This window comes from Paenibacillus sp. PK3_47 (assembly GCF_023520895.1).
GTDB lineage: Bacteria > Bacillota > Bacilli > Paenibacillales > Paenibacillaceae > Paenibacillus_AQ.
In genome coordinates, this window is record NZ_CP026029.1 from 5,137,704 (window position 1) to 5,162,284 (window position 24,581).

Annotated in this window: 6 protein-coding genes; all 6 read left to right on the forward strand. The window is 50.2% G+C overall.

Features of this window, described 5'->3' with window-relative positions; all coding sequences use genetic code 11:
* The 6 genes from C2I18_RS22265 to C2I18_RS22290 all read left to right on the forward strand — a co-directional run bounded on the left by C2I18_RS22265 (position 1) and on the right by C2I18_RS22290 (position 24,555).
* Positions 1–621, forward strand: a complete 621-nt coding sequence (locus C2I18_RS22265) for a deoxynucleoside kinase (RefSeq protein WP_249897917.1) — start codon at positions 1–3, stop codon at positions 619–621.
* Positions 621–1,274, forward strand: a complete 654-nt coding sequence (locus tag C2I18_RS22270; protein ID WP_249897918.1) for a deoxynucleoside kinase — start codon at positions 621–623, stop codon at positions 1,272–1,274. The genes C2I18_RS22265 and C2I18_RS22270 overlap by 1 nt, the downstream gene beginning before the upstream one ends.
* Before the next feature lie 367 nt (positions 1,275–1,641).
* The gene (locus tag C2I18_RS22275; protein ID WP_249897919.1) at positions 1,642–7,242 is read left to right on the forward strand and encodes a hypothetical protein; all 5,601 of its coding nucleotides are present in this window, start codon (positions 1,642–1,644) and stop codon (positions 7,240–7,242) included.
* A 27-nt stretch (positions 7,243–7,269) separates the two neighbouring features.
* Positions 7,270–15,033 carry an S-layer homology domain-containing protein gene (locus C2I18_RS22280; RefSeq protein WP_249897920.1) on the forward strand — a complete coding sequence of 2,588 codons (7,764 nt, stop codon included), beginning with the start codon at positions 7,270–7,272 and terminating at the stop codon, positions 15,031–15,033.
* Between the two features lie 129 nt (positions 15,034–15,162).
* Positions 15,163–23,844, forward strand: a complete 8,682-nt coding sequence (locus tag C2I18_RS22285; protein ID WP_249902202.1) for a chitobiase/beta-hexosaminidase C-terminal domain-containing protein — start codon at positions 15,163–15,165, stop codon at positions 23,842–23,844.
* Positions 23,845–23,865: 21 nt separating this feature from the next.
* The gene (locus C2I18_RS22290; RefSeq protein ID WP_249897921.1) at positions 23,866–24,555 is read left to right on the forward strand and encodes a S1 family peptidase; all 690 of its coding nucleotides are present in this window, start codon (positions 23,866–23,868) and stop codon (positions 24,553–24,555) included.
* Positions 24,556–24,581: the final 26 nt, after the last annotated feature.

The following is a 24,581-nucleotide window of genomic DNA, read 5'->3' on the forward strand; positions in this document are numbered from 1 at the left end:
ATGAAACATGCACCTTTTATAGCCGTTGAAGGCCCGATAGGCGCCGGCAAAACCACACTGGCCACCATGCTCGCAGAAGAATTCCGGCTGCCGATCATCAAGGAAATTGTGGAGGAGAACCCGTTCCTGGACAAGTTCTATCAGAATATGGACGATTGGAGCTTCCAGCTCGAAATGTTCTTTCTCTGCAACCGGTACAAGCAGCTTGAGGATACCGTGAACGAGTACATAAATAAGGATAAACCGGTCATTTCCGATTATCATATTTATAAGAACCTGATTTTTGGCGAGCGTACGCTCAAGGGAACCAAACGCGACAAGTACCGCGAGATTTACCATGTGCTGACCGATGATCTGCCGAAGCCGGACATTATTCTTTTTATCCGTGCGGATCTGGATACCCTGATGGCCCGGATCGCCAAACGCGGCCGTTCGTTCGAAGAAGAAATTTCACCTGCATACATGCAGCAGTTAATAGAAGATTATGATAACGCCATGGCCTCACTCGCTGTGAGTGAACCGTCTACCGTTATTATAACGATCGATGGCAACAAGGTTGATTTTGTGGAGAATGAACAAGACTTCATTACAATCGCCGCACAATTAAAGGAGCTGATGTAATGAACAAATACAACATCCCGGATAATGCGATTATCACAGTGGCCGGCACGGTAGGCGTTGGTAAATCGACACTGACCGGAGCGCTGGCGGAGCGGCTGAACTTCCAGACCTCGCTGGAACAGGTGGATCATAATCCGTATCTGGAGAAGTTCTATCATGATTTCGAGAGATGGAGCTTCCATCTGCAGATCTATTTCCTCGCTGAACGCTTCAAGGAGCAGAAGAAGATGTTCGAGCTGGGCGGCGGATTCGTACAGGACCGTTCGATTTATGAGGACACCGGTATTTTTGCCAAAATGCATGCGGATCAGGGGACCATGTCGAAGACGGACTACGAAACTTACACCAGCCTGTATGAGGCAATGGTAATGACTCCATATTTCCCGCATCCTGACGTGCTGATCTATATCGAAGGCAGCCTGCCGTCGATTCTAACCCGGATTAATGAACGCGGCCGTGAGATGGAGATCCAGACTGACGTATCCTACTGGGAGCATATGCATGAGCGGTATTCCCAGTGGATCAATGAGTTCAGCGCCTGTCCGGTGCTGCGGCTCAACATTGACGAATATGATGTAAAGGATCCCGCCTCGATGGAGAGCATTCTGGAGAAGGTGGGGGCGGCCATTGGCCGGGCTCCGGTGGTGAAGTAGAACAAGGTGCCATGGATTAGGATTACGAAAAAATGCGCAAGTGAGCGAAAGCTCCTTGCGTTTTTTTTGTTGTTTTAGACATTTTTTTTAACGAAAACGTGAATTTTATCATTTTTTCGAGAGATTTACCCCATTTAGGCCCTGTTGAAACGGTTTTTGTCGAGATTTGTTAAGAGTTTGTTCAGAGCCGTCTGATAATATGGATCAAAGATATGGAATGAAGTATTAGGATTTAATCGTTTTTGTCCGCAGGAAAGCAAGCTGAAAGGAGAATGTGGAGCGAAGGGAGCAAATTCAAACTGCAGCAGCACTTGCTATACGGCGGATGGAAAATGATGAATGAATAAGGGGGAGCGTTACATTGTTGATGAGCAAGAGATTCAGGAAGTATATCTCGCTAAGTTTGATCTTCGGTATGCTGCTATCGTTAATACCCGATACATGGAGCGGGCAGGCTGCGGCAGCGGGCGATGACTTTGAGGTGAAGTTTGAAAAGAGCGGAGCGCGTGTGGGAAATATGTCCTACCCAGCGGAGAACGCCTTTCTTAACTTTTACAATAATCTCGAACCGGGTTTTGTCCAGACTGAGACCGACAAGGATGCCAGATATGACTGGGCTAAGGGAGATATCTTTGCCGGAGTCGATGATAATGAAGCAACGGTCACATTCGAGGTTCGTGTAAAGGATAATCCGCTTTTGCATGATATGGCACTAAGCGGGCAAGCAGAGGTGGTTACCGGCTTTGCAGTTCTGCGGCGTCATTCCGGGTTCATTTGGACGCGCCACTCGGCAATTACAGTAAGCGTCGACGGAAAGAACATTATCAATGAAAGAACAGGCAGCAGCCAAAAATATAACAAATCTGCTACGGCCCTCATCAAACCTGACTCTGTTATCAAAATATGGGTATACGGCGAAGGGGACGACGACGGTGAAGCAGCGGGTGTGCGCGGCTTCTACCTCAAGTTTCAGGATCTGAAGCGTCCGGTGCTGAACAACTATACATTTACCGGCAACGGTGCAGAACGTTTGAATACCAACATTGACCAGCAAGAGCTGTATGTTAAAAGAGATGAGAATATTACACTCAGCTATAATTTCACAGAGCCGGTTCAACCGTCCTCGGTAGTCTCCGCTAACTCTGATTATTTCCTGCGGCACAAGCTGTTTATCAGTGAGGATGGAACCGGGCTTCCGGCGGCCGGACAGCAGCAGTACTTGACGAATATTACTTACAATAAAGACAATCTGAAGAGCTATCAGAATAAAATCAGCTATAGATACACTGGTGTTCCGTTTCATAACAGTGGAAACCGGCCTTTGACACCATTAATTACCGGCGGGACTACTGGCGGAGCACCGATGGATTTGTCGATGGAGAATAAATTGAAAGAAGCAGTACTCCGTGATGCGGCCGGAAATAAAGCAACTGTAAATCTCAACAACCTGCCCAGCAGCGGAAGCAATGCCTACCTGAACGGCAAAAATGTGAACCCGTTTGACTATGACAGAAAAGGTTTCCGGGTCATTGTAGATGCCGTGCGGCCTAAGTATTCCAAGACAGCGAACGGTATTCAGCCGGAGATCCTTACCGGCGTCACGCTGAATAAAGGGGATGTCATTGACTTCACTTTACAGCTGACAGAAGAAGCCGTGATCAAAAACGGCTGGGATGAGAAGAAAACCTTTATTTTGTTCAATAACGGAATGAAAGCTTACTATGTTACAGGCAAGAACACCAAAAATTGGACCTTCCGTATGACAGTGCCAGACGGATTAACCGTGGAAACCCCGTTGCTGAAGGCAATCGCAGTATCCAATGATGCCAAAGGCGGCAGCTTGCCTGTCGATATGGATACTGACGTTATCCAGGACTATGCAGGCAATCTGATGATTCAGCCGGCGAACTATGATGGGATACATGAAGAGAAAATTGCGGGGATCGAGGGCGGCGACTTCTCGCTGGCCAATTCCAAAATTGACTGGGCGAACCTGTTCATCGACAATACGAAGCCGATTATCGGTTACCGTTACGAAGCGGGCGGCGCGAGCAACACTGAATATAAGAATAAGGGTAAGATCACGATCGACGCCAATGATCCATCAATTAAAGTGCCTTCACTGGATCCGACTGTAGCAGACCGTGGTACAGAGCGGCCGAGCCGCGGAATCTACCGTCCTTCCAACATGAGTGATAGCGCATCTCCTTCAGTGGGTCTTGTGTACTACTGGTGGAGTCAGGACAAGGCTGATCCTTTTGCTTCTGTATCCGGAGACAATTACGCAGCTCTCAAGCGTTACGCGCTTGCTGCCAAACAGCCGTCGGAAGAGCTGTATCCCGGACAATTCGAGAATGTGCAGCTGTCGATTGTGAATAACAAGACCAACCTGCTCTCTCCGCCAGAAGAGGCATTTGAGACCGATAACAGCGGGGAATGGTATTTGCACACCTGGACTGCGGATATGACCTGGGATTCCGCACGGGAATTGATGCAGTATGAGAAAAAAGAGGCCTACGTTAAAACTCATCAAGCGCAGTATGATGCATGGATCGCAGAGGCTTCGGGCTCGGAAGCGGATAAAATCTTCTATGCCGATAACCAGGCGCTGGCAGCCGTTGGACAATATGGTGATTTGAATGTCTGGAGTCTAGATGATTTCAAACAGGATGATTCCAATTGGACGCATGAAGTAGGGATTCTCAAGCTGGATAACAAAGGTCCTTCCATTACGATGGCGGCTGAGACCAGTGCCACTGTACAAGCACTTGTACAGGACCCGCACAGTGGAGTCAGTTCCGTACAGTACCAGTGGGTAAAGGATGGTCTGTCTGTAGACACCAGCAGCTGGACACCTGCCGAATACTCCGGAACAACTGTAACGCGTTCCACCTATGAGGATATCGATGAAGACGGATCTTACTGGCTCTATCTGAAAGCAGTAGATAAAGCGGGTAACGAGACGATCGGTACACCGCAGGAAAGACCGGTGGTTGTGAGTTCTGAAGCGGAAATTCCGACGCAGTTCCTGCCGGAAGCTAATCCTGATTATGTGAAGAGTCATGATGTAACCTTCCAGATCAGCGGAGTAACACCGGATTTCGTTGGCTATGCAATCAGCAGCAGCTCCATTCGTCCGGGAACAGATGATCAATTTACAGGCCTTGAGGGCAGCGTAAATCTGACTCAGCCTATGACCATCGAATCTTTGTTTGAAGGTGAGGATGGAACTGCAGCTCCTGCGGCTCCGTTTGAGCCAGAATTACCAGCTGAAGCAGAAGCTGAAGTTACAGCCAGTATTGGACCGGTAGCCATTCTTAAGCTTTTGTCTTCCGGACCGGTTGAGCCTGCACTGACTTCGCTTCCGGCTGAAGAAACCGCAGCGCCGGAAAGCGGCGCTGAGTCTGCAGAAACGCCTGCAGCAGCAGAAACTCCGGCACCTGAAAGCAGTGCAGAACCTGCAGCAGCGCCTGCTGAAGCAGGGGCAACTGAAGAAACGGCTGTTCCGCAAATGGGAGCAATGGCTTTGAATACTACCGTAAGTGAAGCCACTTACAGCTACGTAGTTCCGGCTAACCCTTTGCTGAACGGTACGCAGTATATCCACCTTATGGTGAAACATAGCGACAAAACTTATTACTATTCGAAAGCTTATTATTTTGACAATGAAGCACCTGAAGTTACCTTCAGTATTAATGCCATTCCTTATCCGCTTCCAGAACACAAGACACTCGTGAATGTGTCGGAGTTCTACAGCAAGAAAGGACTTGTCAGCAAATATCAATGGGTTCTGGAAAAGGAAGGAGCACCAGCAACGGCACCTGCACAATCTTCCACTGAGTGGCTGGATCTGCCTTCGGACGGAACAGCGGTTGTTGACGGTAAAAAACTGCAGGCAGGAGAAATTGCTGATTACAGATTGTATGTACTCGCCACTGATGGAGCAGGAAACAGCTCGGTTAAGGCAAGCACAGGAACCTTCAAAGTATCAGCGGCTTCAAAACCGGAGACACCACCGGCTGATGCCAAATCTTCTCTCATCTATTTGTCTGGTGATGGAAAGGACGGCTACACAGCGATTGTGAAGCTTAGCCTGGATACAGAGGATAAAACAGGTTATGAATACTCGGTTTCCCCTGATAACGGGACAAGCTGGATCAACTGGAAGCCATATACCAATTTCGTAGCCGTACAGGTTCCGACAGGTGATCCTGAACAGCTGCAGGTGTGGGTGAAATACAGAACCCCAGGCGGTTTGATCAGTAAAGCCGCCAAGCTGGACATCGAAGGTGCTTCTACTTCAGTACAGCCTGTTTATGCCCTTGCTGCTCTGAGTACCACCGGACCGGTCAATGCCACGGTAGGCGCGGATATTGAAATCACGCTTCCGCCGGGTATCCGTGTTGCGCCTTCGAAGATCAATCCTTCGCAGCCTGTGCGCACAGGGAATAATTTTAAAATTTACGAGAATGGCTTCTATAGCTTTGATCTGACCGATCTTAGTGATACGACCCGTACAGATACACTCTATCTGGTTGTGAAGAATATCGATGGCACCAAGCCGGAAGGAACTGTGGAGTATTCGAACGGGGCGAAAACAAATAACAATGTAACCGCCTATCTCCAGAGTACCTCTGAACCGGTAACGATCACGAATAATGGCGGCAAAAACGCCTACACGTTCAAAGAGAACGGCACATTCACTTTTGAAATCAAGGATGCAGCAGGAAATACCAATACGGTGATAGCCGAAGTGAACAATATTAATAAAGAAGCACCAAAAGTAAAAGTAACCCGTTCCTACCAATACGGCGCGAGCGGCGGCGGCACCTTCAACACTGTGAAAGATAACGCAGGAAATGTGCTGTTCTCCACCGGAGCTACCTTAACGGTAGAAAAAGCGGACAATTCGGACAAGCAGATTAAAATTGTCAGTCAGGACAACAGTGTTACATTGACTGAGAATGGAACAGCGTCATTTACAGTTCTCGACGACTATGGCAATACGGCAGTCATTAAAGAGAAGGTTGACAATATCCTCTCTTCAGCACCGGAAGTCGGAAAGATCACCTACACCTTTGTAGATGCAGAAGGCAAGGCTGTTCCGGAAGACCAGATCGTTACAATCGGCGGACAGAAGTATGCCAAAGGTAAAGTGAAGGTTACCCTCAGCGGTTCTGTTACAGCACCTAACAAAATGTTCTTCGGTGTGAGACCGATCGCTGACGGAGCGGGTTATACGAATGAGATCAGCAGTGCTGGCGGCACATTCAGCTACTCACGCGCTTTTGAAAGCAGCGGGTCCCCGGTAATTGCGATCTCGGACTTGCTCGGTAATGTGAACAAGGTTCCGGTAACGATAGCGGGACTGGACAACACACCGCCTGAGCTGACCTTGAATAATGAAACAGCAGGTATTGTCCAGGATAAGAAAGACTTCAACTTCCGTACGGATCTCGGCGGCTTCACCGTTTCCGATAATGTATCCGCAGCAGCGGATGTGAAGGTCTCCATCAGCGGGCTGGATCTGAGCAAGCTTGGACGCCAGCGTGTGGCGTATACAGCGGTTGACCAGGTCGGGAATCAGACGGTTGTCTATCAGGATGTAGTAGTTGTGAAAGATGGCGGACTGCTCATCTTCGGTAACGATACCCTGATCTCTGCTTCCTCCGGAGAATCTGCATTGTTCAATACCAATACCCTTACGTTCAAAGTGACTGGCTTCAACGTCATGAAGGTTGGCGGTGTGGATAAGGTTAACCAGGCAGGTACCTTTGATATTCTGTATTACCCTGGTCTGTACCGTGAAGGCCAGCTGAAGCTAGTGAAGGAGAAACTGACCTATAACGAACTTGTAAACAGCCAGTTCAAAGTCAGCTTCCCGAAAACAGGCTGGTACACCATTGTCGTGAGAACCCAAGAGCGGGACCGCGAATTTGCGACCTTCTTTGTCGGCAGTATGAAATAAATGAAAGATGAACAGGGGGAACGCTAGGTGAATTTGTTTAAACGCATTACGGCGGTAATGCTCACATTTATCATGGTATTCCTGTCCACCTCCGAGAGCTTTCATGCTCTCGTAGAGGCGGCCAGCAGTACAAAGACAACCGTTATCCAAAATAACTTCATTAAAGTTACTTTGGATAACGAAACCGGACGCTACGGTATCCGGACTGTGGAAGGTCAGCCGATCCGCAAAAATGACGATAACGTAAATTTGCTGTTCCAGGGAGATGACCCGGAAACGTCATTCACGACGTTCCGGATTGACGGAACCGATTATATTTACGGAAACAAATACAAGTTCGACAACAGCCATTATTCAGAGACTACTGCACCTAAAGTGGTGGAGAATTCTAACGGCACTAAGCAACTGGAAATGATCTGGAAGATCAAAGGCGTAGAGATCAAACAAATTCTGATGCTCTACACCGACAGCGGGGATGCTGTCAATTCCGGTAATGTTAACGTCCGCTATGAAGTGAACAACCGCAGCAATGCGGAGGTTCAAATCGGCAGCCGGATCCTGCTGGATACGATGGTCGGCGGCAACGATGGACCGCAGTTCCAAATCGGCACAGCTTACAAGTCTCCGCTGCAGGTAGAGCGGAAGCTGGTGCATAATCCGGAGGATAATGCCGGAATCCCTGAAGAGGACAGAGCGTACTTCAAGATTCCTTCCTATTGGGTCATGCGCGACAAGCTGGATCTGAGCAATCCGCAGGCAACGAATGTTGTAGCTTATGGCTTCAATAACTTTGCGGAACAGAACATTAATATTGTGGATGAGATGATTGTCGGGCACTGGAACGGCCTGGCAAATACGAAATGGGATTATGAGGTGCATCCGAATCTGGATTTCACCAGAGACACCAATGATTACGGAACAGCGGATTCTGCGGTTGCCTTCTACTGGAACCCGGAGAAGCTGGCAGCCGGAGGCTTCCAGAGCTTCGAGACTGTATACGGTCTCGGAGAGCTTACCGCTCCTGACAAAGTATTCTCAATACGCTACGTAGACCAGGTTCAGCAGCTGGCTACTGCTCCGCTGGCACAAGGCGAAACCGTTCCGTCGAAGTACGTGGATAACGGAGTTTTCACTGTCACAGCCGAGGTTGAAAATCTGCAGGCTTATAATATGGAGCACTCCAAAATCGAAGTGGAGATGACGCTGGAGAGCGGCCTCAGCTTCGTAAGGCAGGATGAAAACGGAAGAGATGTCCTGGATGCGAACGGCAATCCGGTCCTGGAAAATGACCGCAGCAAAATGCTGGAATTCAAAAAGTCAGCTACTCCTGAAGAAGCTGCAATGGGCATTGAGCCGAAGTACAAACCGGGTGACGCAATAACAGCGACGTTCCGTGTACAGGCTAAAGGCAGACCTTGGCCGATCACAAAGGAATATATGATTTCTGCGAGAAGCCCGGAAACGCAAGGCAAGATTGAGGGCATCGAAGATGAAGGGATCAGAGCGCAGTATGAATCTACGCGTACGAACTTCATTCTGCTTCCGCCGGTAGGCGAAGCAACAGCTACGTATTCTTACGCGCTGTCACCGAAGGAGCTCTACAGCACAGACGTGAAGTATGTGACTGTGAACCTGTCGAACATTGAAGCCTATAATACAGGTAATGCCACTACCGCACCGAACTTTGACCTGTTCCTGAAGAATAAGGCAACGGGAGACCGTTACAAGGTCAATGTGCAGGATGCAGTAATTATGCAGCCGACTGACGACGGATTCTCCGGCGCCATGCGGATTACGTACCGCGGCGGAGATCAAGTGGATAAGGGCGGCAATGTGCTGAAAAGCGGTCTGGGTCCTGAACTGCCGCTTGGCGAATATCAGGTAGAGATCGACTATAAAGGGGATGCCGGAGGCGACGAGGAAATTGCGGCCTTATACGATATCACGACTCCGCAATCCTTCCTGGTTACAGATAATAATGATACTCGGATCCGCGAAGCCGGAGTCCTGGCTCTGTACAGAGAAGCCGTGGATGTCAGCGGCTTGTCAAACGGAGCTTCGGTAAAAGGTGAACTGCTGGATCAGCTGAATTCACTGTTCCCGAACAAACCTTTTAAAGACGGAGCGTTCCTGTACTCCGCTGTTACAAGCTACAAGCAGACCAAGGCATTAATCGGAGCGGCAAGCAAAGCGGTAGATCCTGCTTTTGATCTTAAAGAGTTTATGGATGATGCAGCTTTAAAAGAGACTCCGATGTATGCATATAAACTGTTTGCAACGGAAAAAGATTATGAAAACTTCCAAAAGGAAGTAGATGCAAAGGATGCTAAATTTGACCGCGAGATTCTGGTTACAATCCGCGGGATGATCAAGCAGGTCGGTACGGGTAAAGATGAGCAGGTTATCGTCGATACCAAAACAGAACCGGCCATCATCAACGATGCCGTAGCCTATACAGGCAAGGATTTGGCTTTTGTACGCGGGAAGCTGGATATCTTCGGGAAATCCCAGCCTGCGGATATGCCATTCATGGATACCTTGTTCATCAAGGGGGATGGAACCCTTAGCGTTGCGAGCAGCGGGTTTGTTTTCCATAAAGGAGAATGGACGCTCGACTTCTTCAACGGCTTCACCAAGTCCCTTGGAGACGGCGGCTTCAATCCTACGAATATCAAAAAGCCGGTAACTGAGAAAAAAGACAATGAATCGAAACATAATCCTGAAGACAGCAGCCTTAACGGCAGTCTGAAATGGGCCCTTGGCGCTGTCGGTGACAGACTGAATCCGCTGCGTCAGATTATGATCGAAGATGTGTACTTCAATAAGCAGTCGTTGTTCGGAGCTCCAAGCTTTGCCATTGACGGCTTTGGCTTCAGCTTTAATGACTATATTCTTAGAGAAGGCGGTATCTCCTTCGGAGGCTCGCTGTCCCTCAAGGTCGTAAGTGCAGAAATCAAGAATGTAATCTTCAACAGCGCAGGCTTCTATGGAGTAGATGCTGCACTGGGATTCGGCCTGCAGGACAACATGGGCTTGTTCGAACCAGCGAAGAAAAAGAAAGATGAACCGGACTCTCCAAGCGGAGAAATCACCATTAAGCACGTGGTTCAGGGCGACGGAGAAGGAAATATGTACGGCCTGAAGTTCGATGCACAGTTAAAAAACATGCTTGGCGTTGAGGTTGAATTTGCACTCAAGAAGGTCAAGGACGGCCGGATTCTGCCGGATGTCATCGGCTTTGGAGCAACATTGCCGTCACCGGGTATCCTCATCACCGGGGCAACTTACCTGAATGAGATCCGCGGTGCTGTACGTGAACTGGCGGATACCATTGCCGGCGGTACAGCTGAGGATCCGTTCCCGCTGACGATTGAAGCAGGGGTAGGCCTCCGGTTCGGTATAGCTCCGGCTTACTTCTTCGGGGATGTGGATCTGACGGTAAAACGCACAGGTCTCAAAATTGAAGGAAGACTGGACTTCTCGGCGGATGCAGATGCCGATGTAGGTGACCGGCTTCCGATGCTGACCAAAGCACTGCTCGAAGCACAGTGGGTTACTCCTTGGTTTGTGCGGGTAGAAGCGGCTATGGATATTGGCGGCTGGGATATCATTATCGGTAAGGCCGGTATCTTCGTCGGACAGAATCTGGAGAAGAACCGCACAGACTTTGAAGGCTATATCGGATCCAAAGTACAGATTCCGAACAGTGTTCCGGTGGTCGGCGGCATGCCGCTGTCGAGTATGTTCCTTGGTGTCAACAATGATAAGGTATGGGGCAGTATCGGCATTCTCTTCATCTCTCTGGGGATTACCTACTACTGGAGCGGAGGCATAGAGTTTGGTACTTCCAGTGATCAGCTGCCGGAAGGTATGATCCAGCTCGTAGTGGATGATCCCGAACTTGGACCGCGCCTGATGGTTATTGGTGAAGGGGTGGAAACACTCGCCACTTCGGCCGTCCCTGCTGCCGAGGAAGAAAATCACGAGATTATCTACCGTGAAGTAGCAGAAGGTGTGAAAATTGTTGAGAACGGATCGGTTAATGTCGGCGTAGGCGGCATTACAGTCAAGAACGGCGGCAGAATCCATGAGATTCCGATGGGCGCTGCATCCGGTAATGCAATTATTGAAATGGAATACAGCAGTAAGGATATGCCGCAAATCAGGCTGCAGGATGCTGCAGGTAAAGACTATCCGGTGGTGTTTGAAGACTTTGCCGATCTGGACAAGCCTAATCCTAAGGCCAATGCTTTTAAACAATACATTCCTGCGAGTGATGTATCTCCGGATCCATCCAAGCTTAATGCTGAAGTGGATATCCGCAGAGCCTATATTATTATCCCTGAGAATGAGGCTAAAAAAGGCGGAACCTGGACGCTTACAGCAGCTTCGGCTGTAGAAACCAAGCTGATGAATATTCCAACCCTGCCTCAGCTTAATGAAGTAAATCTCGCGAAGAATAGTACGGATGTCAATAAATTTACGGCATCATGGAAAGTAGCCAACGCAGAAGAAGGAGATACAGTGAACTTGTACCTCGCTGAAGATGCGGTAACCACAGAAACGACTGTAATCGATGGGCAAGAGGTGCTTTCACCGGGAGATCCGGGAATGCTGATTGCCAAAGATGTACCTGTTGGTGCCGGCGGTTCGGTCAGTGGCGGCGTAACCAGCGGCAGCACCGTAATTGATGTAACCAATGTAACGCTGATGGACAATCCGGAGGATATCCGCGGTCTGCTCAGACAAGGCAACTACTATCTGCGGGCTGAGCTGAAATCCAGCGCAACCTTCGGCACGAAGACTTCTCCGCAGAAATTTGAGCTCATTGATCCGCTTGCACCGCAGGCAGTCAGTGACGTCTCGGTTGTACCTGCCGGTAACGGACTGTTCTCGCTCTCCTTCAAGCCGGGAGCCAAGAAAACAGGGCATGGAGCTTTTGAGCACAGCTTTGTGGTGGATGCGCAGTCTGTAGTGAACGGCAAGCTGGAGTCGTATGCTCCGTTTGGCGAAATTTTGTACACCGAAGAAGAACTTCAGCCTTACTGGAATGAAGCAACGGGTAAATATGAAGGCATCCTGATCGGCGGCTGGAAGGCGTTATCCACTTCAGACGAAGTGAATACAACCAGTCTTGAAGGAACGGTTACGGATGTAACGAAGATCAAGTATGTCGGTCTGGAAGTTGGAACGGAATATGTTGTCGGTGTTACTTCCGCAACGGTTCCGACGGAGAATGCAGACAAGAACCAGAACTACCATTATGCCGAGCGCCAGGACAGCAGCAAGAAGCTGCTGCCGATTCCAAAATTGCCTAAGCTTTCTGTAGCGAGCGGATTGGGTACAGTGGAAGACACCGGAAACTACATTAACTTGCTGACAAGTGAAACGAAGCAGTCACTGACGCTCACTTCAGACCAGTCCAATGTGACGGTGGAAGTTTTCAATGCTGAGAAATCCATCGCGAAGGTAGCTTTGACCAACAAGGCCGGCGGCGGCAGCCAAGGCGTTTTGAATCTCGACCAGTTCCAGACAGACGGTCCGTTTGCTCTCGAACTGAGAGCCAGAAACACGGCGACCCAGGATATCTCGGTTACGATGCTGTATATGACTGTGGACACCATCGCACCGGTTCTCTATCTTGATCAGCCGGTAACGGGTGAAAGAACAGCGAACGGCGAAGTGCGTGTAGCGGGAACCACAACAACCGGAACCCTGCTCGAAGCCAAATATATGGTGAACCAACAGCAGGCTAACGGAACCTATAAAGAAGTTGAGGTTTCCACGCCAATCACGGTTGATCCGTTGACGGGAAGCTTTGACGGAACAGTGAAAATCAATTCTTCTGAACCTTCTGTAGCTCTTAACATTGTGGCTGCAGATGAAGCGAAAAATAGCAACACAGCGGTTGTAGATATTACAAACGCAGGCTACAAAGTTCCGGTTGCCCTTGTTCTGAAGGGAGCGGAAACGCTGAAGCCGGGTGAGCTGGACAAAGTACAGGCTTACCTCAAGGTTTCGGACGGCAAAGACGCTAACGGCAAACCTAAATTCAAGGAAGAGCCGATTCCGGCAAAAGATCTGGAGAATCTGACTTACACCGTAGCTTCAGGTGATGCAATCTCGTTGTCGGCAGACGGCAAGATTACGGCGCTTGCGACAGGCTCCAGCCTGATCGAAGCAGAGTATCAGGTGTCCGAAGGTGTAACCCTTCAAGGTATGCTCGTTTCGACGGTGGCTGTACCGAAACCGCAGGAACTGGGCAAGCTTGAAGCAAGCTCCAGCTCCATTAGCGGGGACAGCAGCCGCACCAAGATTACGGTCACCTCCTCAGGAGATATGACCGGACAGCAGATTGCTTATAAAGTTTATAGCAGCAATGCTGCAGTAATTCCGGGCTTTAAGCAGGATGTGAGCTCGTGGAGTCTGCTTCCGCTGGATGGAGTCATCAGTGTGAATCCGGGTGATGTTGTTGTACTGGCGAAACGGACTTCTACCGATAAGCTGGTCATGGCCGCAGGTCAGATTAAAGCAAATGTATGGACCAGCAGTGGCGGCGGTTTCGGCGCAGGCGGCGGAGGCGCAGGCGGTACTCCAGGTGTCGTACTGCCTGTTGAGGAAGAAGAAGCACCAGCCGAAGCAGCGCAAGTGACTGTCAACGGGCAGCCGGTTGTTACGGAATGGAATGGTCTCACAGCCGTGATCCGGATTACCGATAAAGAAGTGTCCGCAGATCACGACATTACAGTAACCTCTGCAGATCCTGCTGCACGTGCATTCCGCATCCAAGTGGATCAGAATGTAGTCCGGCAAGCCGTCTCAGCGAAGAAAAAGGTGACTATTGAAGTTCCGATGGGCCAATTGGTACTTGCTCCTGAGAATCTTGCCGGAGTGAATGGCGAGCTGGTCATCGGTATTGGCCAGAACGGCAGTGCTGATCAGCAGGCGATGCAGGTCATCGCAGATCAGCAGGGCTTCACGCTTATGGCGGCTGGACAAGGGGTAAATGTTACGGCCAACCTGCCGGCAGGCAGCTGGACCCCGGCATTGGCAGCTAAGATGGCTATCCCATCTCCGCTTGCAGCAAATGAAATTACAGCCGTCGTGCTGAAGGATGCAGCCGGTAACTGGACTACTGTCCCCTGGAAGCTGGATGACAGCGCAGCGGCCGTGAACGTGCAGTTGACTGGAGAGGGCAGCCTCTACTTCATCCGCAATCAGAAGAACTTCAAGGATATGCCGGCAGGCTGGGGCAAGGATAGTATTGCAGCAGCATCAGCCAAGCTGTTCGTATTAGGAAAATCAGCCGATACCTTTGATCCGAAAGGTAAAGTAACAAGAGCAGAGTATCCAACGATTCTGCTGCGCGTTGCCGGTCTGATGAACAAGCAGGCAGCTTCTGCCGGCTTCAGCGATGTCAGCAGCAGCAGCTGGTATAACCGCAGCGTCTCCATTGCTTCCCAGCTGGGGATTGTCACCGGACTTGATGGCGGCAAATATGCGCCTCAGGATACGCTGACACGGATCGAAGCGATGACAATGCTGGGCAGATTGCTGCCGCTTGTCAGCACAGGCAATGAACTCTCTGACGCTGAGACAGCCTCCATCCTGGACAGCTTTACCGACAAGGATAAAGTTCCGGCTTGGGCAAGAAAAGCGGCAGCGCTGAGCATCAAAAACGGTATTATCCTTGGCGAGGACGGCAAGGTGAATCCGTCCAGTCCGCTTACGCGTGAACAGGCGGCAGCTATCGCTATCAGATTTGATCAATTGATTACAGCCGAGCAATAAGAAGAATGTGCCCGTACCGCCAATTGTGGAGTGCGGGCACACTCTGCTGGAAATACACAATAAAATATGGGTGGTGTCTAAGTGGCTTTGAAGCGGAAATCAATTATAGGTTATCTAATAGCGTTGGCAGTGGTGGTCGTTGCGGCAGTTGCCGGAGGGATTAACGCCAAGGCAGATCCGCAGACCTGGGACAGCGTGGCTGATACGAACTGGTATGTATCAACCAATCAGACCTTCAAAATTAAAAATGAAAAGGAACTTGCGGGGGTTGCCAAGCTGGTTAACAGCGGGACTGTAGACGGCCTGGATGACAAAATTCTGGAAATCACCCGAAATATGGACCTGAAGGACTATCAATGGATTCCTATCGGTACAGCCGAGCATCCTTTCAAGGGAACCTTGATCACAGAGGGTGGTTCAATCAAGACCATCTCGAATATGAACGTCGTTTCCAATTTGTCCTATCAGGGAATTGTAGGAAACATGGTTGGCGGTACAGTGGGCGGTCTGACGTTTGACCAGACCAACTCGATCACTGTCACCGGTGCAACCTATGATATCTATGCAGGAGCCGCAGTAGGGAAAATGAGCGGCAGCAGCATTGTTTTCGACATTACCAACAATATCAATATCAGTATCAATGCTTCTTCGTACCATGCCTATGCTGGCGGGATTGTCGGAATGGGCGAAGGAATGATCTCTAACTCTATTAATAATGGAACCGTTACAACCCAAGGCTCTGCGGATATCGGCGGAATTATGGGTTACGGTGATACCAGCGGCATCATCATCAAAAAAGTGGTGAACAGTGCCTCTGCCGCTATTCTTGCTCAAGGGACGGGCAGCGATGTTCTCACCGCAGGCGGGATTGTCGGTCATACTGCCGGACACCTCAGTCTGAGTGATGAGGATACACCGATTACCAACCATGCTTCTGTTACGATTGCTGGCGGCAGCCAGGTTACTGCAGGCGGGATTGCCGGTAAAGTAGACAGCACCGTAGTATTTTCTAACATGAGCACTAATAATGGTGCGGTTACGGTTAATGCCCCAGCGGCAGAAGGTTCGGCAGCCGGAGCACTTGTAGGGGCTACAGGTACGGTGGTCAGCCCGGATGTACACATTACATTTGTGAATACCGCTCCGGTTGTAAACAACGGTAACAAAAATGTATATACAGGAGGAATTGCCGGGTACACCGGAAGCAAATTCACCTGGACGAATGCTTACGTGAATTCTCAGCCGATTACAGCGACAGGTACACAGAATGTATCTACCGGCGGATTTGTCGGTCATGCTGCAGGCGGTCTGGTAACCAGCAATGCTGCAGCTGCAGCATTTGAGAATACAGGGGCTATTACTGTTAACGGGGGAACACAGATATATACTGGCGGTATCGCGGGTTATGATGCCGGCGGGAATATGAGCCAGGTATCCTCCAAAGGAACATTGCTTGTAAAAGGTACAGCAGATGTATACACCGGCGGTATCGTTGGATATGAAGCCGGCGGAACCATTTCATCAGCTGTAACTGGTAAAACGGCAGCAGATCTTCTCGCGGTAACCTCTGACGGGACAATCGGCGGAATTGCCGGTTATCTGGAAGGTACAGTGAATGATTCTGCAGCTAAATATGCAACACTTCAAGTGACTTCCCAAGGCGGGGTTGTCGGCGGGATTGCCGGTAACGCGCAAGGAACCATGAACGGCATCACTGCCGGGGATGCAGCCTCAACGGACTACAGCACATTAATTCTGAAAGCTGTGGTAGCTGCTCCTGCAGACGGTCAGGATCATATCACCTTCGGCGGACTTGTAGGTGTGAACACGAAACCTCTGATTCTGAACGGCGGCCAGGCTGCCCGGATCAGCTTCCTGAATGAAGCCGGCAAGAGCGGTTATACCATCGGGGGCGCAGCCGGAAAGCTTACTGCAGATGCTGTAATCGGCACTGCGGCCGTGCCTGTGGAAGTACAGGATATAAAGGTTGAACTGCTGGCCGACAAGGTAAGCTTCGGCGGCGGTGCAGGGAATAACTCGGCAGCCGAATTCAACGGTCACACAAACCGGATTGAAATCAACGCTGCAGGCGCATCAGTAAAAGCGGGCGGAATGTTCGGCGAGAACCATTCGGCAGCAGCTGATCCGTACAATCATGCTGAGAATGTAATCATCACCTCAACAGGTGCGGATCACCAGCTTGGCGGTAATACCGGTCTGAATGACGGACAACTGGTTAACGCTACCGTTACCCAGCTGACTATAGAAGCTAAAGGTGTACGTGCAGAAGCTGGCGGAATTGCCGGGCATTCGGAAGGAACAGCAGATCCGGCCAACCGGGCAGGTATAAAGTCGGCTGTGGTAAATGTTCCAGGCAACGACCCTATGATTACACTAAGCGCTGTGGAAGCCAAAGCAGGAGCGATCGTAGGATCTGCTATAACTACGGATATTCAAGATCCGGAAGTGAACGCGGAGGATGGAGCCGAAATGTTCATCCAGGTGCTGGCTGCTAAACCGGCAGTCGGCGGCCTGGCGGGTACTCTGGAGAACAGCAGCATTACGAGTGACAGCAAAATCGTCAATTTGGAGAGCACGTTCATTCTGGTTCAGCCAGCCGCCACGGATGCCTATATTGGCGGTATAGTAGGCTACAACGAAGCCTCCAAGCTTGACCGTCTGACAGGAACAACGATCAGCGTGACGGTTAATGCGCCGCGTGCTACTGCCGGCGGGTTTGCAGGCTATAACCATGGCAGCTCTTCCGGAATCATTGCAAACAGTTATATCAGTACTCTGAATTTGAAAGCGAACGCCGGAGCGGTATCATCAATGATTGGGGGCATTGTGGGCCTTAATGCAGCCCAGACCATTGATCCGGTATTGAATCCCGCTGTAGCGGTCAGCACGATTCAGAATACACGTGCGGTTGGTAATGTATCCGCAGAAGCCCCTACTTCAATCGTGGGCGGAATGGTCGGAGAAAACCGCAGTCTGATTGCCAATAACAGTATTACAGATAAAATCACGGTAATTTCCAGAGGAGATTCTTCCATCATCGGCGGGTTGGCCGGTGTGAATACTGCTTCAGGAACGCTCTATTATACGTATTCCAATTCCAACCTGACCATTGAGGGTACAGGTACCCATGCCGGCGGATTGGCCGGTGAAAATGCGGGTGCAGTTCTTGGCTCTTATGTAGATATTGATGTTACCGGTAATGCAAAAGGAACAGCAAGCGGTTCGGTCTTCCTGGGGGGACTGATCGGCAGAAATACGGCTGGTACAGTGGAGCAGTCCTACGCTTCCTCCAATGTTAAAGCCAACAACATCTACACCATCGTTGGGGGTCTGGTCGGAGAGCACTCCGGCGGAACAATCAAGAACTCTTATGTTGCGAAAAGTGTTGCAGCTGCCAAAGCTAATTCATACGTCGGAGGATTCATCGGCCGGATTACGAACGGTAAAGTAAGCAATGTATACTCAGCAGCAGATGTTACTGCGGGTTCGGGCGCATATGCCGGCGGTTTCGCCGGGCGTTATGATAACGCAAGTAAAGAACTGATCTACAAGTCCTACTATATTAAAGACGAAGCACTGAACATCAACCGCGATCTGCCTGATTTTGCTGAGGGCAATCACCGCTGGCTGAACGTGCATGTGCGGCTGACAACCATTCTGTCGGAAACACTTAAGGATAGAACGGTCTTCCCGGGATTATCGGGCTGGGACTTTAACGGAGCCTGGAAATACGGCTCGCTGAATGCGGTCTATCAATATCCTGAGGTAAACCGTGCAGCTAATACCGGCGGAGAAATCGGCAATGATGTTAATGCCAATATTAACTGGTATATGAAAGATAAAGAGGCTATCAACTTCCAGATTACTACGGAAGCAGAGCTTGCCGGTCTTGCTGGCATCGTCAACGGCACGATTGCCGGTGTTAACAAATTTGACTTTGCGGACAGAACGGTGACGGTCATGAATCCGATCCACATCCAGTCCAAACAGTGGGTACCCATCGGAAGCGCTGAAGAGAATCCTTTTGAAGGAACCTTTGAAGGAAACAATCATTTGATTGATGGCTTGACTCTGCAGCCAGTGTACACGTATTCCGGATTATTCGGAGTGATCGGAACAAAGGCTGTTGTACAGAACGTCACTCTGGAGCCACTTTCTGTGGCAGGTAACGGGTATACCGGGGTACTTGCGGGGATGAACCTGGGTACAGTTACTAATGTTGATCTTAAATTGCTAAACGGATTGAAAGTCAGCGGCGGGATTGTCGGCGGAGTGATCGGCAGCAACTCAGGGCCAGTTACCGGCTTGAATCTTACGCTGGATGGCGGAAGCCGGATTGAGACCATTGCTGAGGACGGTATTGCCGGAGGTTTTATCGGTGAGAACAACGTGGATCTTACTCCTTCGGCCTACGGGTTCAACGATAAGGAAGGCAGCATCGGCAGTGCAGCAGACCGTGCAGTTGTCGGTGGTCTTATCGGCGTACAGAACGGCGATGTGACAGGTCTGAACTTTGAAGTGAATTCCAGATACAAGATTTCCTCCACGGGTATGGAATCCGTTACCGGAGGAATAATCGGACAGTTTATTTCCGGTCAGGCAAAAGATCTTACACTGACTTTCGCAGATGGTTCGATTGAGGCAAGCGGCCTTGACTCCGTCCTCGGCGGAATCATTGGACAATCGGATGCCGGAAACAGCATCAGCAATGTTACAGTGACAGGCTCCGGCAACGGTGTTCAACTGACTGCTAACGGTTCTGTCGGTGGTGTTGTGGGAGCTAAAGAAGGCAAACTCGGCGGCAGACTGTTAGCCCGTACTATGGAGACTAACAGTTTTGATATCGATAAAGCCTCAGTTCAAGGCGTAACACTGGCGACTACAGCTGACAGCTTGAAGGCTGTTATCGGCGGAGTCGCGGGTATAACAACAGGGACAGCAATCAATGATGTCCGTGCAGATGCTTCTATCCAGGCAGCCGGAGAGACGATCTCAGCCGGTGGGGTACTGGGTGAAGGACACAATTCAATCCTCTATAATGCGGATGCGTCCCCTGAAGTTCAGGTGGCGGCGAAGAATGTTGAAGTATCTGCCGGCGGAATCGCCGGAATTATCACAGCGGACGATATGGATCGGGGCTATGACTTCGGAAAAGCTTATCCACTGTACAGCGGTATTTATATTGCCAAGGTTCATAACGGCAATATTACGGTAACAGGAACAGACAATACTGCTGATTTGTTTGCAGGCGGTCTGGCAGGCAAGAACAATAATGCTTCGATCTACAGCTCGGAGGTTGCAACTGCTCTGAATGTGACCGGCGGCAATACAGCGAATGCAGGCGGAGTTGCCGGGTACAGCAACGGTATTATTGTAGATACGATCGTGAAGAGCGGTCTGTACGCAGATACCAGCAGAGTCATTAATGCAGGGGGACTTATTGGCTGGGGACTCGGCGGTGAGATTCATTACAGTAAAGTTATTTCCGATTCCGGACAAGCTCTTAAAATCGGTTCGGCATTAACACTTGGACAATCTGTACCGGCAACACGTGCCGGCGGTGTAGTCGGCTTGGGGGATGTCATTGAAATTACACATACCCATACGGATATTCCGGTACAAATTACAGATACCAATCAGGATAACACAATCTATGCAGGCGGCTTTGCCGGACTTCTGGGTGAGAATGATACCCGCAAAGGACAAATTCAAACATCCTATGCAACAGGTAAACTGAATGTCAGCGGCAGACTGGGTTCCTATGTCGGCGGCTTCGCAGGCTCGGTGGATCATTTCCTGATCACGGATGCCTATGCTTCCGGTGACATCAGCAACACAGGCTTCGACACCCGCAGCGGCGGTTTTGCAGCATCGGTGGAGAGAAGCGGAAGCATCAGCAGCTCTTATGCACTGCAGAACAAGATTTCAACCATTGGAGTGAAGTCCTCCACCCGTTCTTACAACGGTGGATTTGCCGGCTATAATGACGGAACTTTGAGCGGCGTATATGCCAATGTTCCGCAAATTTCTGTTAATGTAGCAGGCAATAATGTCTCTACAGGCGCACTGGTCGGCTATAACTTCCGGGACGGTAAAATTTCCGGATCTTCTTATACGACAGGTATGGTAACGGCAGGACTGAGTGCTGTAGGCCGTAACGCAGGTGCGGCTGCAGGGGCTGTGAAGTCAGATGCGGTTAACCCGCTGCTCTCAGGTACATGGATTATCGATTATGACACCACATTCCTGAATGATCTGACTGACGGAACCATTACAGTACGGACACCACTGCAGCTTGCAGGCGCAGTCATGTTCTATAACGAGACAGGATTCAATTATTACAAGCTGTTCAACAGAACTGCTGAAGACAAACCGGAGCTGGCAACCATCCTGCTTGGAGCGGATATCGATCTGGCCGGAAGCACCTGGACCGCTTTCAACAGCTTCAAGGGAGTATTTGACGGCCAAGGGCATACGGTTAGCGGACTTTCACTGAATAAGGCAGAGCAGCAGTACGCCGGATTCATCAAAGAAAACCATGGTCAAATTCTGAATGTTAACTTTACCGCAGCAGATATTTCCGGCGCAGTAAATTCCGGTGCGGCTGCAGGGATCAACCACAAAGATGGAGTCATCCGCAACGTGAACGTCAGCGGTTCTGTAGTTGGCAGTGCTGCAGCAGGCGGAACTGCAGGTGTAAACCAAGGAACCATCGAGAAGGCTTCTAATGACGGGGTCAAGCTTTCCGGGCAAGGCCGCATTGGCGGAATTGCCGGACGCAACGCCGGAGTTATTCACCAAGCGGTATCCAAAGGCAATATTGACGCTGCCGCGACACTGGCAGCCGGCGGAATTGCCGGTGAGAACAGTGCGGAAGGTACGATCACCGAGTCAATGTCTTACGGCGATCTCCATGTGGCTTCGGCCCAGGCTATAGCCGGCGGGATCAGCGGTCTGAACGCAGGAGAGATCAAGAACAGCTATTCTGCCGGAGCAGTCTCCGCAGAAGGAACCTCTACAGCATGGGCGGGCGGTATCGCCGGTCTGGTCGAGAGCGGATCCATTACTTCTTCCCTGAATACCGGAGAAGTTAAAGCTGGAGTGAAAGGCAGAATTCTGCCGATGCAGGCCTTCTTCGGGGGGATTGCCGGACAGAAGTCTGACCGGGCAACGATCAGCCAATCCTTGTTCAACAGACAAATGCTGAAGAATAATATTGCCTTCTACAATCTGGACGGCAAAGCAGTAGCTGGCAACAGCAGCAGTGCAATGGGGCTTCTTGGTACAGAGCTTACCGGTCCGAATCTTCCAGCGGGTCTGGATGCCGGAATCTGGCAAGCGCAGAATACGTTCTATCCGCTACTTCTTGCTTTCAATGGCACCGATGAAGGAACGCTTGCTTCCGCGGCTGTAATCCTGGATCCGCAGGATCTGATTAACCGTGTAAGCTCAGCATTCAAAATGAGCGCCAGCGGAACGCTGATATGGAGTGCAGATCCGTCCAAGGCTGCAGTGAACGGTGCTGCAGGAACCTTAAAACAGGGTGGCAGCGCAGTACTGAAGGCAACAGCAGGAGGACAAAGCAGAAGTATTACAGTGAATGCAGCTGCCCTGAAATACCCTGAGCCGGCTGCCTTGGCACCAGTTGCCAAACCTGTTGATACAACCTTTACCGATGAAATTAAGGTTGAACTGACAACGGAAGAGCCGGGCGGCAGCATCTATTACACGCTGGACGGTTCAAATCCTACGGAAGCATCCCTGCTGTACAGCGATGCACTTATTCTAAAGGCTACTACGACGATTAAGGCTATCACTATAGCTGAAGGTAAAGAGTACAGTCCTGTAACAAGCCGTACCTGGACGCTGGTAACCCCTCCTCCTAGCGGCGGCGGCGGCGGCGGAGGCGGCGGCGGTGGCGGTCCAATCGCTCCTATCGCTACACCTGCTCCTGTCAAGGAACCGGCCATTACGGCGATCACCAGCAACGCGACTGTGAACGGCGACAGCGAAGCACCGGTTGCCGTTGCCAAGAACAGTAAGCTGAAGCTGACTGCACCGGAAGGGCAAACGATCTATTACACTACTGACGGCAGCGCACCGACGGTGAACAGCAAGAAGTATACCGGTGAAATTCTGATTACAGGCGATATGACCATCAAAATGATTACCGATAAGGACGATACGGTCATTACCATTGATTATGCTGTAGAGAATGCCAAGTTTGAACTGAAGAGCAATGCCGGTGACATTAAGTACATGGCGGCTTATCCTAACGGATTGTTCAAACCAAATGCGGCGATTACCCGATACGAAACAATTGCTGCACTGGCACCGCTTCTGGATATGGAGCAAGTAGATGTAGGAAACCTGTTCAATGATGTGACTGCCGAGAATGTGGAGCTGACTTCATTCTTTGCTTCCGCAGGCATTGTTGAAGGGTATCCGAACGGCGGATTTGGCGGACAGCAAGGTCTGACAAGAGCAGAGTTCTCCAAAATCATGACCACCGTACTGAAACTTGACACTTCCAATGCCGGAATTACCAAACAATCCGATCTGAAGGGCCATTGGTCGGAGCAATATGTTAACGCCTTGTCCAAGGCAGGTTATGTGCAAGGGTTCCCTGACGGTACGTTCAAACCAAATGCACAAATTACACGTGCACAAGCAGTAGTATTAATTAACCGGATTGCCGGTACCAAGAAATTGAATGTAACTGCAGTGAAGTTTGGTGATGTACCTGCTACCCACTGGGCTTATCAGGATATCATTGCTGCAGTGAAGTAATCGGAAAGGAATGATTAGCGGATGAAAAGAAAACTGTCTGTTCTTTGCCTGATCTTAACCTTACTATCCGCTGCATTTCTCTATTCCGGCACAACCAATGCCGATACACCGGCCGTAAATAATGCCGAACAAAGCTTCCAGCTCGCCGAAAATGCAATGTTCTATCTTCGGGTGCTGAAGAGCGACGGAACGGCAAGTTCCACGGGTACAGGAATCATCCTGTCCCCGGGCGGAACTGCGGCAACGGCATATCATGTCGTAAAAGGTGCTCAGCGGATGGAGGGTGTCATGGCAGACGGAACGGTTATCAGTCCGATCAAGGTGACAAAATCCGATGAGGTTAAGGATCTCGCAGTGCTCGAGCTGCCATCGCCTGCCGCGATGAAAATAAAAGGTAATGCCTATGCCTATCTTAAGATACGCAAAGAAGCGGTAGAACATGGAGAAGCTGTGTTTGCACTGGGTTATCCTTTGAAGAACACCAGCATTATAACTGAGGGGATTGTTAATACACCTGCAGCGGAGATTAACGGCAGAAGCCGGATTCTAACCTCCGCACAGGTGGCAAGCGGAATGTCCGGCGGTCCGCTGCTGGATGCACACGGACAGCTTGCCGGTGTAATTTCCGGTTCCCTGCGGACCATGAACAATATTCATTTAATTGTGAATAATGATGATCTTCGCAGCCTGCTGCCGGCAGCACTTAAGTAAGACAGTCTACAGGCAGCAGTAGACAG